Raw genomic sequence first — 13,062 nt, 5'->3', positions numbered from 1 at the left:
AACCCTCCCCCGCAAGGGGGGAGGGAACCCTGCGGCCGGTGCGTCCCTCACGACGCAATAGAGCAATCACGCCGCGCTCACCTTCAGCTTCCGGTACTCCGTCGGCGTCACGCCTGTCGTCGCCTTGAAGGCGCGGTTGAAGGGGCCGAGGGACTGGAAGCCGGCATCCATCGCGATAGTGATGACCGGGACCTCGGCCTGCGAGGGGTCGGCGAGCGCTGCCTTGGCTTCCTCGATCCGGTGGTTGTTGAGGAAGACGTTGAAATTGCGGTAGCCGAGCCGCTGGTTGATCAGCCGCCGCAAACGGTACTCGGGGATCTTCAGCCGGGTCGCCAGCGTGCCGATGGTGACGTTATCCTGGCGGTAGATGCGCTCGTCCGCCATCAGGCGCATCAGGGTATTGACCAGCCTCTGGTCGGCGGCCTCCTCCATCGCGGCCGGCTGCGCATTGGCAATGACGGGCTCGACCGGCACGGCGAACAGATCGGCGCCATCGACGCGCATCATCGCCCAGGTGATGGCCGCGACGATGGCGACGAGTACGGCCGCGTTGAGCACATTGGCCCACTCCACCGTCACGCGGCTGCCGGCATATGCGATCTGGAGCAGCGCGTTCATCCCGCCGTATAGCGCTGAGGCGGCGACGATGAAGACACGGACACGGCGGCGGCGCTCGACCAGATCCGCCGACCATGATCCGACGGTCTGCGCCACGGCAAGCGCGATGAAGACGAGCGCCAGCAGATTGACTGTGGTAATCGCCACCCGCGCGTGGCCGCCGGGTGCGATCCATATGCAGTTGACGAAGCTGAACGTCACCACCGCGGCCCAGATCAGGCCGTGCCACCAACGCAGGACGAAGGCGTCATCGAACAGCGCGCGGGTGAACAGCCAGAACACCACGATGTCGCCGGTCGAAAGCGCAATCAGCGGTGCGTGCCAGACCGAGATCGGTTCCCCGGCGCCAATCGATGCGGTCACCGCATGCGCAGCCGTGCCGAGCGCGAAAGCGATCACGAGCCGCCCCGCCAACACGTTGCGGAAATCCGCGAACATCGAGGCCGCAAGCACGAGCAGCAGCGTCACCGCGGCGGCGCGCAGGCAGAGTTCGGTTGTGGCCAATGTCATCGGTCGAAAGCATCTCCGGGTCAGCCGAACAATCGTCGCTCAAGCGGGGTTTTTCAAGCCGGATCGCGGCGCCACCGCTCACGCGTCGTGACCCAGATATCAACGATATCGCCCTCGAGCTTGCCCGGCCCCTCGTTCACGGCACCGAGCCGCCGCGCCACCGCCTGCGAGGCGACATTGAGCGGATCGATGCAGTGGATGATGCGGTCGACCGTGAAATTGGCGAACACAAAGTCGATCGCGGCGCGCGCCGCCTCAACCGCATAGCCTTTTCCGCGGTGCTCTTTGGCGACGCCCCAGCCGACCTCGAAACCCGGCCATTCAGGCGGATAGTACGGCCCGACGCGGCCGATGTAGCGGCGGGAGGATTTCTCTTCGACCGCGAACATGCCGAAGCCGTGCAGCGCCCAGTGGCCCGAGATGACGGCGGCGTTGCGCCAGCCTTTCAGCTCCGACGTGACCGGCTGATGATCCGGCGTGATGAAGCGCGCCGTCTCGGGATCGGACAGCATTTTTGTGTTGTCGGCGATATCGGATGCGCGCCACGGCCGCAGGATGAGCCGCGCCGTCTCGATCACGGGACCATCGACCTGCAACAGTTTTGCGCCCGGCCTGATCAGAGAAACCATCACATCCTCCAGTTTCCGGAATTATGCCGTTGTCATCAAACGCACACCAGAGCCGAACACTCCGCCGTCGTCCCTGCGAAAGCAGGGACCCATAACCACAGGGCTTTGTTGTTAGACGAAGCTTGTGACCACAGCCCGCTCCGTCACCCCGCCCTGTGGTTATGGGTCCCGGCTCGCGCGGAGCCTGTCATCGGGCGGCGCTTGGCGCCGACCCGTTGGCTTGGCCGGGACGACGGATGGGGTATGATCGGAGGAAAGTACAAAGGAGTATTGTGATGAGCTGGCAGCCCTCGACCGATCCCGAACTCGGCGATCCCCAAACCTGCGACGCGCTGGATCTGATCATCGTGCCGCGTACCCGCGATCTCGGCGACGGTTTTGCGGTGCGTCGCGCGCTGCCGCATGGCAAGCGGCAGATGGTCGGGCCCTTCATCTTCTTCGACCATTTCGGCCCGGTGCAGTATCTCGCCGGCAAGGGCATGGACGTGCGGCCGCATCCGCATATCGGGCTCGCCACCGTCACCTATCTGTTCGACGGCAGCATCATGCATCGCGACAGCGAGGGCAACATCCAGGAGATCCAGCCCGGCGCGATGAACCTGATGACCGCGGGCCGCGGCATCGCGCATTCCGAGCGCACCCCCGACGTGCAGCGCCGCGACGGCCAGAAGATGCTGGGCCTGCAAAGCTGGATCGCACTGCCCGCCGGCAAGGAAGAGATCGCGCCCTCGTTCCAGCATTATGGCGCGGGCGACCTGCCGATGATCTCCGAGCGCGACTTCACCGCGCGCATCATCGCGGGTTCGGCCTTCGGCATCTCCTCGCCGGTGAGCATGGTGTCGCCCTGGTTCTATACCGAGGTGACCGCCAAGGCCGGCACTTCGGTGCCGCTCGACCCCGATCATGAGGAGCGCGCGATCTATCTCGTCGACGGCGAGGTGGAGATCGCGGGCGACCGCCACGAGGGGCCGCGGCTTTTGATTTTCCGGCCCGGCGACCGCATCACCGTGAAAACGCTGCGGCCGACCCGCATGATGTTCCTGGGCGGCGACGCGCTGGAAGGCCCGCGCCACATCTGGTGGAATTTCGTCTCCTCCTCCAAGGAGCGGATCGAGCAGGCCAAACAGGACTGGAAAACCGGGCGTTTCGCGCAGGTTCCGCACGAACACGAGTTCATTCCGCTGCCGGAGTGAGCTAATTCCTGTGATAGTCTCCTGCGCCCGCACGCCTCGTGCGGGCGCTCGTGTTTGCAAAGCCACCCGGAAAGACCCACGCCCATGACCGCCATGCTGTCCAGCGATTTGCCCCTGCCACGGATCGGCCGCGGCAAGGTGCGCGATATCTACGCCGTCGGCGACGACCGCGTGCTGCTGCTCACCACCGACCGCATCTCGGCGTTCGACGTGGTGATGGCGGAAACCATTCCGATGAAGGGCGCGGTGCTGACCCAGATCAGCGCCTGGTGGTTCCGGCAGCTCGAAGGCACCGTGCCGCATCACATGATCAGCGCCGATGCCGACGAGATCATCCGTGCAGTCCCTGAACTGAAGAACCATCGCGCCGACATCGTCGGGCGCGCGATGCTGTGCAAGCGCACCACCGTGTTTCCGATCGAATGCGTAATCCGCGGCTACATCTCCGGCTCGGCCTGGAAGGAATACGCGGCCGAGGGCACGCTCGCCGGAGAGAAGCTCGCTGCCGGGCTGGTCGAGAGCCAAAAGCTCGAGCCCGCGATCTTCAGCCCGGCGACCAAGGCCGAGGCCGGCCATGACGAGAACATCACCGTGGCGCGGGTGCGCGAGATCCTGGGTGCGGACGTGGCCGCGACGCTCGAGAAGATGGCGCGCGACGTCTATGGCTATGGCGAACAGACCAGCCGCGCCCGCGGCATCATCATTGCCGATACCAAGTTCGAATTCGGCCGCGACAGAGACGGCCGCATCATCCTGATCGACGAGGTGATGACGCCGGATTCCTCGCGCTTCTGGGCGGTCGACGCCTACAAGCCCGGCCAGCCGCAGCCAAGCTTCGACAAGCAGCCGCTGCGCGACTATCTCGACGTCGAGCGCCACGCTGGCCGCTGGAACGGTGACGCCCCCGCGCCGGCGCTGCCGGCCAGCGTCGTCGAAGCCACCAGCAAGCGGTACCTGGAAGCGTATCGCCGCGTAACGGGGACCGAGCTGAAGGTTTAGCAGCACCGTCATCCTGAAGAGGCCGCGATGCGGCCGTCTCGAAGGGGTCGACGGCCCGGCTGGTGGCCGTGCATCCTTCGAGGCTCGCCCAGCGGCGCAATTGCGCCGCAAGGCTCGCACCTCCAGCGACAAAGGCGAAGCCTTTGCGCGAGGATGACGGGGAGAGAGACACGCTGCCTCCGAGTGCACCACCCCACCAGTCGAGGTGAATCCCATTCACCGCAGTTGAGGACATATCTTTTGTCGGCGCATCGGCGGCGCGGCACTCTCGGCGCAAAGCGGAGAGTGCACGATGCGGCAATTGACTTATGTCGGCGGCAACAAGGTCGAATGGTGGGACGTCCCCGCACCCAAACTACAGAATGACCGCGACGCGCTGGTGCAGCCGCTCGCGGTGACGCGCTGCGATCTCGATCTTGCGATCGTCCACGGCAGATCGGGCCTCGCAGGTCCGTTTGCGCTCGGACATGAGACCGCGGGCCGGATCGTCGAGATCGGCGGAGCCGTGAGGAATTTCGCACCCGGCGATCTCGTCATCGTTCCATTCCAGATCAGCTGCGGCGCCTGCGACCGCTGCCGGCGCGGCCACACCAATGCCTGCACGGCGGTGCCGTTCCGCTCCTCCTACGGGTTGAAGCCGGTCTGCGGCGTGGAATATGGCGGCGGCCTGTCGGATCTGATCCGCGTGCCGTTTGCCGATCACATGCTGGTCCGCCAACCGACAGGCCATGCCTTGTCGCAGACGGCGGGGCTGGCGGACGGCGCGACCGACGGATTCAGTGCGGTGGCGCGCTGGCTTCAGCAGCGGCCCGGCGCCGATGTGCTCGTGATCGGCGGCTTCGCCCAGTCGCTTGCGATGTTCGCGGTGCAGGCAGCGGTGGCGCGTGGCGCCGGCCGCATCGTCTATCTCGACGATCACGCGCCGCGCCTCGCCAAGGCGAAGTCGCTCGGTGCCCAGATCATGGAGGCGCCAGCCGGCCTGGCGATGGAGCCGCCAGGCTTGTTCCCGATCGTGATCGATGCGGCCGCAACCGACGCCAGCATGCTGCTGGCGATCCGCGCCACCGAACCCAACGGCATCTGCCAGCGCATGTATGGCGACTTCGCCGAGACGACGCCGGTGCCGCTCCGGCACATGTACGGCACCGGCGTCACCTTGAAGATCTCGCGCGTCAATGTCCGTGCCGAACTGCCCGATTGCGTGGCCCATGTTGCGGCAGGTCATTACCACCCGGAGCATGTGATCACCCGCCGCGTCCGTTTCGAGGATGCGCATGAGGCGATCAGCGACCCGACCATCCGCGTCGCCTTCGTTCGCGATGGCATTTCCTGACGGGCGCGGACAGGCCCGTCGGGCGGACAAAGGCGCGATCGCGCCGTGCCCACCATTCTGACCGTGCTCGTGAGGGTGGGCGCGCGTTCGCTTTGCCCGCGTTGCGGAATTGCGACCGTCATTGCGGATCGCTCCGCAACAGCGCAAAATTCTCTGGTCATTCCGGGACGGTCCGCAGGACTGGACCCGGAATCCATTTGTCCACACAACAAGCGGCAGAATGGATTCCGGGTTCGCGTTTCGCGCGCCCCGGAATGACGACAAGAACAACAAGCCCAGGGAGCGACCCATGTCCGATGCCGATACCGTGCTCGTCGAGCGCGATGGTCCTGTCACCATCATCTCCATCAATCGCCCGCACAACCGCAACGCCGTCGACGGCGCAACGGCACGCAAATTGTATGACGCTTTCCTCGCCTTCGACGCAGACGCGAGCGCATCGGTTGCGGTGTTCACCGGCACCGGCGGTTATTTCTGCGCCGGCGCCGACCTGAAGGCGGTGGCGGCCGGCGATCCCGAGAAGAAGCGCGAGGTCGGCGGCCACAACACGATCGCACCGATGGGCCCGAGCCGGCTGCGGTTGTCGAAGCCGGTGATCGCCGCGATCGAGGGCTTTGCGGTTGCCGGCGGCATGGAACTGGCGCTATGGGCCGACATGCGCGTCGTCGCCGAGGATGCCACCTTCGGCGTGTTCTGCCGCCGCTTCGGCGTGCCGCTGATCGACCTCGGCACCATCCGCCTGCCGCGGCTGATCGGCCATTCGCAGGCGATCGATTTGATCCTCACCGGACGCCCGGTCACAGGTCCTGAGGCCCACCGCATGGGGCTCGCGAACCGGCTGGTGCCGAAGGGCGAAGCCCGCGCGCATGCTGTCGCGCTCGCCAGGGACATCGCGAAATTCCCGCAGAACTGCATGCGCGCCGACCGCCTGTCGGCGTTGCGGCAATGGGACCTCGAGGAGGAAGAGGCGATCAGGAACGAGATGCGCGGCGGGCTCGACGTGATCGCATCAGGCGAAACGTTGTCGGGCGCGGCGCGGTTTGCCTCCGGCGTCGGCCGTCACGGCGCCTTCGGCAATGAGGGCGGCAACGGGTAGTCCCGCCGTGCCGGCCTTTGCGTTCCTGCCGCCGACGTGCTGAGCTGCCGCACCATTCTGAAAGCAAAAGATGCCCGCGCAATCGATCGCCACCGAGCTGAAGCACTTCACGACATCCGATTTCCGCCTGGAGAACGGCGGCGTGCTGGGCGAAGTCACCATCGCGTACCGCACCGTCGGCACACTGGCGCCGAACCGCGACAATGTCGTGCTTGTGACCCACGGCAACACCAGCGGGCCGCAGATGATCGATCCCGGTGGATCGACCGGCGAAGGCAGCTGGTGCGAGATCGTCGGCCCGGCAAGGCCGTCGACACCAACAGCTACTTCGCGATCTGCCCGAACATGCTGGGCTCGTCGTACGGCTCGACCAACGCGGCGAGCATCGATCCGCAGACCGGCCGGCGTTACGGGCCGCGCTTCCCTGATATCACCGTCAGCGACATCGTCGCCACCCAGCGTGCGCTGCTCGATGACCTCGGCGTCGAACAGCTCGTTGCAATCGTCGGCCCGTCCTACGGCGGATTCCAGGCGCTGCAATGGGCGGTGAACTATCCCGACGCCATGCGCGGCATCGCCGCGATCGTCACCGCGCCGCTGGTGCCGCGCGAGCGCGCCGAGGGCAATGTCGCGCGGCTGATGGCGGTGCTGTCGCAGGATCCGAACTGGAACGGCGGCGACTATTACGACCACGGCGGCGTGCTCGAAAGCATGATCCGGATCCGCACCGCCACGCTGAAGACCTACGGCATCGAAACGCGGCTGCGCGACACGCTGACCGACCCTACGGAGATCGAGGCCGCGATCTGCGCCGAGGCGACGGAATGGGCCAGGGGATTCGACGCCAATTCGTTGCTGACACTCGGCAAGGCGCTGCGCGGCTTCGACGTGACGGCGCAGTTCGGACGGATCAAGGCCAAGGTGCTCTATGTGCTGTCGCGAACCGACAGACTGTTCCCGCCGGAGCTTGCGCAACAGGTGATGCCGGCGCTGAAGGCAGCCGGCGTCGACGCCGATTACTTTCTGCTCGACAGCGATTACGGCCACTCCGCATCGGGCCGCGACGCGCACAAATGGGCGCCGCGGTTGCGCGCATTCATGGACAGCCTCAGTTAGGCACCCGGATCAAATCGATACATTCGATCCCGGAACCCGCGCCCTCACCCTCCCTCGCAACCGGGGGAGGCGGAAAATGCGCGTATTGAGAACCGCTTGTCACAAAAATCCTGTTGTCGTCCTGCGCTTCGCTCGTCTACGACTGGCGGCGTAAGTTTGGGATATTTTTCAACGTGATTAGTCGGTCGCTTTATTTCGGCTCGCGCGCGCGGCGAGCCATGCACGATATTCTCGGTGGTGGTGCGGCCAGCGTGCTCGGCATCACGTTCGGCCTGTCCTACGCGCTGCTGATCTTCGCCGGCCCCTTGTCGCCCTATCTGTCATACGGCGTCGCGGCGACATTCATCTCCTCGGCTGTGCTCGCGACCTTCATTGCACTCGGCAGCTCGCTGCCTTTCGCGGTCGCTGGCCCCGACAGCTCCACCGCGGCAGTGACGGGAATCCTGATGGCCTCGCTGGTCGAGCGCATCGTTGCTGCCAACCCGACGGCGCCGCTGCTCGCACCGGTGCTGATCACGCTCGGCCTTTCGACCATCGTCACCGGCATCGTGCTGTGCTGTCTCGGGCTGACGCGGTTCGGCCGCGCCATCCGCTATGTGCCCTACCCTGTCGTCGGCGGGTTCCTCGGGGCAACCGGCCTGTTGATCGTACTGGGTGCGATCAGGGTCATCACCGGCCACCCCGTTCAGCTCAGCACGCTCTTCCATTTTACGAATATCATCACGATCTCCGAGCTCAGCGCCGCCTGCGCGATGGCGCTGGTGCTGTATCTGACCTGGCACCGCTCGCGCACCCCGTTCGGCCTGCCGATCATCCTGATCGGTGGCGTGATCGTGGCGCATCTCACGTTCTGGATCATCGGCATCACGCCCGAGGAAGCCCATCTGACCGGCTGGACCTTCGAGCCGCCGCCGGCATCGACCTTCATGCTGCCGTGGCACACGGCCGATCTGGTGCAGTATCCATGGTCGGCGGTACCGGACCTGCTCGGCAACATGATCGCGGTCGTCTTCGTCACGGCGGCGAGCACCCTGTTCAACACCACCGGCATCGAGGTGGCCGTGCATCGCGAGGCCAATCTCGAGCGCGAGCTCAACATCACAGGCTTCGCCAATATAGTGACCGGCGCGCTCGCCGGCTATGCCGGCTGTATCTCGGTCAGCCGCTCGATCCTCAATTTCTCCAGCGGCGGGCGGGGGCCCCTGTCGGGCCTGACGGTTGCGGCGATCTCGCTTTTGATGCTGGCCGTGGCGCCGCAGCTGCTCGGCTACATGCCGAAATTCGTGCTCGGCGGGCTGCTGATCTATCTCGGCGCCGACCAGCTGCACAAATGGATGGTCGAATCGCGCAAGCGGCTGTCGCGAACCGAATATCTGTCATTGCTCGCGATCATCGTCATCATCGTGGCCTGGGGCTTCGTGCCGGGAATCCTGATCGGCGTCATCATCGGCTGCGCCACCTTTGCGCTCAGCGCGGCGCGGGTCGAGGCGATCAAATACGGCTTCGACGGCTCGGAATATCGCAGCTCGCTGGATCGCTCGCGGGACGACCGCGAGGTGTTGTCGGCCCATGGCGGCAAGATCCAGGGACTAACACTGCAAAGCTATCTGTTCTTCGGCTCCGCCAACCGGCTCTACCAGCACGTCAAGACGCTGCTGCGCGAGCACCCGGAGTGCCGCTACCTGCTGTTCGACTTCAAGCTCGTCACCGGCGTCGATTCATCGGCGGCCTACAGCTTCGCGCAGATCAAGCGCAGCGCGCACGAGGTCGGCGTCGAGCTGGTGCTGGTGCATCTGTCGGCCAAGGCCGAGCAGGTGCTGCGCTCCAGCGATTTCATCACCGAGGGCGTCACCGCGATCGACGAGCTCGATCATGCACTGGAGTGGTGCGAGAACCAGATCATCGCACAGCACCAGGAGCTCGCGCAGGAGGAGGCCGACCTGCGCGGCTGGTTCACGGGAATGCTCGACAGCGAAAATGACGCCGACGCGCTGATCCGGCGCTGCCAGCGCATCGAGGTCGACGCCGGCGAGGTCATCGTGCACGCCGGCGACGCCGCCGATTCCATGCACTTCATCCTCGACGGCCGGCTCGGCATCATGATCCCCGCCGAGGACGGCCGCACCACGCGGGTGCGCAGCCTCGGCCGCTACACCACGATCGGCGAGATGGGCCTCGTCGCACATACCCCGCGCAGCGCGACCATCCAGGCCGAGATGGCGAGCGTGCTCTATGTGCTGAACACCCATCAGTTCGCCGCGATCCGCGACGAGGACCCCGAACTCAGCCACAAGCTGCTGACCTATTTCGTGTCGGTGATGGCGGAGCGGCTGACCTTCGCGAACCGCACCATTGCGGTGTTGCGGCGCTAGAGAAGCCCCCGGCTTTCGCTTGCCGCAAGCTCATCCATCAGCACCTGGTCATCATAGCGCGCGAGCGAAAGGCTGCGCGCGAAAGCCGGTGCCAGTGCGCCGACCACGGCGCGGGCACAGAGGTCGCCGGTGGCACAGGCGCCCATCGTGCCGTAACCGGACAACGCCGTGGCGAGGAACACGCCCGGCGTTTTCGCAGCCCCGATCAACGGCCAGTTTTCCTTCGTCATCGGATAATAGCCGCCGTAATGCACGCGGTCGCGCGGCAGCGCGCCGAGATACTGCGCGAGACGTGGCTGCAACCGGCTCGCCGCGCGCAACACCACTTCAGGGAAATAAGGGTTCAGCTCCGGCTCGCGGACCGCCGCCGTCGTCTGCTCGACATTGAAGGCCCAGCCGAGCTTGATCCACTCGCCCTGATCGCCGCCATCGGGCCGGCAATGGATGCTGCCCGGCATCAGCTCCAACAGCTGCGAAAATTCCGGAGCCGCTGACAGCGCCTCGCGCTCGTCATCGGACCACGCCAGCGTCTGGCCGTCGAGATCGATCGCGAACGGCATCTTGCGATCGACGGCGCGGTTGCGATCGGCGAACGCGATCTTCTGCTGCAACACGTTGACGATCGGAAGCTGCTCGCCATGCATCGCCGCGACATGCGCCGCGAACGGACCGGCGGCGTTGACGATGATGTCGGCCTTGATGGTCTGTCTCGCGCCGTCCGCCAGCACATCGACAACGAAACGATCGGTCTTCGCGATCCCGACCACCCTCGCCTGCTGAAACTGCGCACCCAGCGGACGCATGGTCTCCAGCATGTACTGGCCGAGCTGCTGGCCGCTGATGTCGCCCGCCCTGCGGATATGCAGCGCCGTCGAGATCTCGCTGTCGAAGCTCGGATAATGTGTCTGGATCAGATCGCGGCCGCGCAGGACATCGACACCGTCGGGCGCGCTCTGCCAGTCGGCCGAATCCGACGGCACATAGCCGCGGCCTGCTCCATCATGCAGGCGGATCAGTTTTGCGGCCTGCTCACCGTAACCGGCGTAGAGTTGCTGCAACAATTCTTCGGGCTTTTCCTCGCGCGTGACCAGGAGATATCCCCGCCGCGTCATGTGGATGCGATTGTCGCTGCGGCGCGCGATCTCCTCCATCAGATCGGTGGAGTGATTTGTAAAATCGGCCATCGTCGGATGCGGCCACCAGTTGCGGTAGTTCTCGCCCGACTGCGCCGATGTCAAAGCCATCGGTTGGCCTTCGTCGACGATGAGCAGGCGCGCACGCTTGTGCTCGACGGCGAGATAGTAGGCCGTGGCGATGCCGACGATGCCGGCACCGATCACCAGGATTTCGACGTCATTGGTCTTCACACGTGGTCTCCCCCATCGCGCAACGCCTGGCGCTGCGCCGAGCGCAGTGTCTTCTGCGTCTCCTCGATATGATCTCGCAGCAGCCGAACCGCCTTCTTGATCTCGCCGTCGCGGCAGAATTCGAGCAGCCGGTAGTGCTCGCGTTGCGGACGCTCCTTGCCGGTCGCCTGCGACACCAGCGCCCGCGTGAAGCGGCCGACATGACCGTAATTCGCCTCGATCATGCTGAGCAGGCGCGGACGATTGCATGGGGCATAGAGCGTGGCGTGGAATTTCCAGTTGAACGCGCCCCATTGCGCCGGATCGGGCTCGGCGTCGTAGGCCTGGAGGATTTTCGTTGCCGCCTCGAGATCGATCTCGCCCATCGCGGGGATCGCCAATCGCAACGCATGGCATTCGAGCGCGATGCGGATCTCGAGCAGTTCGATGACCTCATCGATCGACAGGTCGGAGACGACGGCGCCGCGGTTGGGCAGGAAGGTGACAAAACCCTCGGCCTCGAGTTGGCGCAGCGCCTCGCGGACCGGGATGCGGCTGGTGCCGAATCGCGCGGCGAGCTCGTCCTGACGGAGCTGCAATCCGGGCGCCAGCTCGCCCGAGCTGATCGCGGCCCGCAGCGCCTCGCGCACGGTGTCCGGCGCGGAACCGTGAGGTCCGGCTGCTCGGTGGCTTGGGGTCACTGCGGGTTCCATCCGGCTTCTCTCTCGCTGGGCCAAGACGATATATCCGACTTGGCTAGCATTGTATAAAATCGGTTTTCTGATTATGCAATCCTGTGTATAAAATCCGGACCTACCGTATCCAATTCTGCCAAAGCCCGCGAGCCTCTAATGAACCGAGCCGTCAACAGATTGATTTTCTTAAGTTTTCTTGCGGTGACGGCAACCGGCCCGGCGCAGGCCCAATCGCCGGGCGGTACGCTGGCCAAGATCCGCGACGCCGGCGAAATCCGGCTCGGGCATCGCGACGTCTCGATCCCGTTCTCCTATCTCGACGACAACCAGAAGCCGGTCGGCTTCGCGATGGACCTCTGCGCGCGGATCGTCGATGCGGTGAAGGGCGAGCTCAAGCTGCCGGCGTTGCAGACCAGGCTGCAGCCGATCCAGCTCTCCACTCAGATACCGCTGATCGAGAACGGCACCATCGACATCGTCTGCGGTCCCGCGACCAACACGCTGGAGCGGCAGAAGGTCGTCGCCTTCAGCAACACGATTTTCGTGTCGAGCATCCGCGCGGTGGTGCAGAAGGACGCGCCGATCAAGACCTTCGAGGATCTCGGCGGTCGGCCGGTCGCGCTGACCTCGGGCTCAACCTCGATCGGGCTGTTGAGCGCACGCGCCCAGGAGAAGAACTTTCAGACCAAGAACATCCTGACGCCGGATCATGCCGCATCGTTCCTCGCGCTCACCACCGGGCGCAGCGAAGCCTTCGTGATGGACGACATTTTGCTGGCCAGCCTGATCGCGGGCAGCCACAATCCGGCGGACTGGCGCATCATCGATGACAGCCTGCGCACCGAGCCCTACGGGCTGATCATTCGCAAGGGCGATCCGGAGTTCAAGGCGCTGGTCGACCGGACGCTGGTCGCCATGATGAAGAGCAACGAATTCCAGGAACTCTACGCAAAATGGTTCACGCGGCCGATTCCGCCGAAGAACGTGAACCTGAATTTCCCGATGACGGCGCCGCTGAAGGACGCCGTCGCCAATCCAAACGACAAGGGTGTGTGACGGAGACGCTGTGGGAGTTGCCGCAAAGTCGCCGGTTCGCGTCAACCGAACGTTAGGCAGGAACCCCGATCACGCGATAGATATTAAGTCTTCGTAGCA

General features: G+C 65.1%; 11 protein-coding genes. 7 read left to right on the top strand and 4 right to left on the bottom strand.

All coding sequences use genetic code 11. The features are described from left to right. Window positions 1-66: 66 nt before the first annotated feature. Together FNJ47_RS25960 and FNJ47_RS25955 are read right to left on the bottom strand one after the other, a co-directional pair. Window positions 67-1,128 carry a helix-turn-helix domain-containing protein gene (locus FNJ47_RS25960; protein WP_163158212.1) on the bottom strand — a complete coding sequence of 354 codons (1,062 nt, stop codon included), beginning with the start codon at window positions 1,126-1,128 and terminating at the stop codon, window positions 67-69. Window positions 1,129-1,181: 53 nt separating this feature from the next. Beyond that, window positions 1,182-1,757, bottom strand: a complete 576-nt coding sequence (locus tag FNJ47_RS25955; protein ID WP_163158210.1) for a GNAT family N-acetyltransferase — start codon at window positions 1,755-1,757, stop codon at window positions 1,182-1,184. A 275-nt stretch (window positions 1,758-2,032) separates the two neighbouring features. Between FNJ47_RS25955 and FNJ47_RS25950 the strand changes: the two genes are divergently transcribed. The 6 genes from FNJ47_RS25950 to FNJ47_RS25925 all read left to right on the top strand — a co-directional run bounded on the left by FNJ47_RS25950 (window position 2,033) and on the right by FNJ47_RS25925 (window position 9,866). After that, complete coding sequence (locus tag FNJ47_RS25950) at window positions 2,033-2,950, top strand: pirin family protein (RefSeq protein WP_163158208.1); 918 nt, start codon at window positions 2,033-2,035, stop codon at window positions 2,948-2,950. A gap of 84 nt (window positions 2,951-3,034) precedes the next feature. Then, a complete protein-coding gene (locus FNJ47_RS25945) occupies window positions 3,035-3,949 on the top strand; it encodes a phosphoribosylaminoimidazolesuccinocarboxamide synthase (protein ID WP_163158206.1) in 915 nt (304 codons plus the stop codon). A 292-nt stretch (window positions 3,950-4,241) separates the two neighbouring features. Then, window positions 4,242-5,282, top strand: a complete 1,041-nt coding sequence (locus tag FNJ47_RS25940; RefSeq protein WP_163158204.1) for a zinc-dependent alcohol dehydrogenase — start codon at window positions 4,242-4,244, stop codon at window positions 5,280-5,282. 289 nt (window positions 5,283-5,571) lie between these two features. Continuing rightward, complete coding sequence (locus FNJ47_RS25935; RefSeq protein ID WP_163158202.1) at window positions 5,572-6,378, top strand: crotonase/enoyl-CoA hydratase family protein; 807 nt, start codon at window positions 5,572-5,574, stop codon at window positions 6,376-6,378. 282 nt (window positions 6,379-6,660) lie between these two features. Then, window positions 6,661-7,494, top strand: a complete 834-nt coding sequence (locus FNJ47_RS25930) for an alpha/beta fold hydrolase (protein WP_163158200.1) — start codon at window positions 6,661-6,663, stop codon at window positions 7,492-7,494. A 218-nt stretch (window positions 7,495-7,712) separates the two neighbouring features. Then, window positions 7,713-9,866: an SLC26A/SulP transporter family protein gene (locus FNJ47_RS25925; protein ID WP_163158197.1), complete on the top strand. Its 2,154-nt coding sequence runs from the start codon at window positions 7,713-7,715 to the stop codon at window positions 9,864-9,866. Here the strand turns inward: FNJ47_RS25925 and FNJ47_RS25920 are convergent. Further along, a complete protein-coding gene (locus FNJ47_RS25920) occupies window positions 9,863-11,233 on the bottom strand; it encodes an FAD-dependent oxidoreductase (RefSeq protein ID WP_163158195.1) in 1,371 nt (456 codons plus the stop codon). The two genes, FNJ47_RS25925 and FNJ47_RS25920, sit on opposite strands and share 4 nt — an antisense overlap. After that, the gene (locus FNJ47_RS25915; protein ID WP_347341712.1) at window positions 11,230-11,913 is read right to left on the bottom strand and encodes a GntR family transcriptional regulator; all 684 of its coding nucleotides are present in this window, start codon (window positions 11,911-11,913) and stop codon (window positions 11,230-11,232) included. The genes FNJ47_RS25920 and FNJ47_RS25915 overlap by 4 nt, the downstream gene beginning before the upstream one ends. Window positions 11,914-12,063: 150 nt before the next feature. On the opposite strand from FNJ47_RS25915, the gene FNJ47_RS25910 reads away from it, so the two are divergent. Then, window positions 12,064-12,963, top strand: a complete 900-nt coding sequence (locus FNJ47_RS25910) for an amino acid ABC transporter substrate-binding protein (RefSeq protein WP_163158191.1) — start codon at window positions 12,064-12,066, stop codon at window positions 12,961-12,963. Window positions 12,964-13,062 lie beyond the last annotated feature (99 nt).

It is taken from the genome of Bradyrhizobium uaiense (assembly GCF_010811875.1).
GTDB lineage: Bacteria > Pseudomonadota > Alphaproteobacteria > Rhizobiales > Xanthobacteraceae > Bradyrhizobium > Bradyrhizobium uaiense.
The sequence above is the reverse complement of the archived record's forward strand: the minus strand, read 5'-3'. Positions and strand labels throughout refer to the sequence as shown.

What these genes read in the sequence shown, in the direction of transcription:
- FNJ47_RS25960 (WP_163158212.1), bottom strand. Translation starts at nt 1,128, where the DNA reads ATGACATTGGCCACAACCGAACTCTGCCTGCGCGCCGCCGCGGTGACG.
- FNJ47_RS25955 (WP_163158210.1), bottom strand. Translation starts at nt 1,757, where the DNA reads ATGGTTTCTCTGATCAGGCCGGGCGCAAAACTGTTGCAGGTCGATGGT.
- FNJ47_RS25950 (WP_163158208.1), top strand. Translation starts at nt 2,033, where the DNA reads ATGAGCTGGCAGCCCTCGACCGATCCCGAACTCGGCGATCCCCAAACC.
- FNJ47_RS25945 (WP_163158206.1), top strand. Translation starts at nt 3,035, where the DNA reads ATGACCGCCATGCTGTCCAGCGATTTGCCCCTGCCACGGATCGGCCGC.
- FNJ47_RS25940 (WP_163158204.1), top strand. Translation starts at nt 4,242, where the DNA reads ATGCGGCAATTGACTTATGTCGGCGGCAACAAGGTCGAATGGTGGGAC.
- FNJ47_RS25935 (WP_163158202.1), top strand. Translation starts at nt 5,572, where the DNA reads ATGTCCGATGCCGATACCGTGCTCGTCGAGCGCGATGGTCCTGTCACC.
- FNJ47_RS25925 (WP_163158197.1), top strand. Translation starts at nt 7,713, where the DNA reads ATGCACGATATTCTCGGTGGTGGTGCGGCCAGCGTGCTCGGCATCACG.
- FNJ47_RS25910 (WP_163158191.1), top strand. Translation starts at nt 12,064, where the DNA reads ATGAACCGAGCCGTCAACAGATTGATTTTCTTAAGTTTTCTTGCGGTG.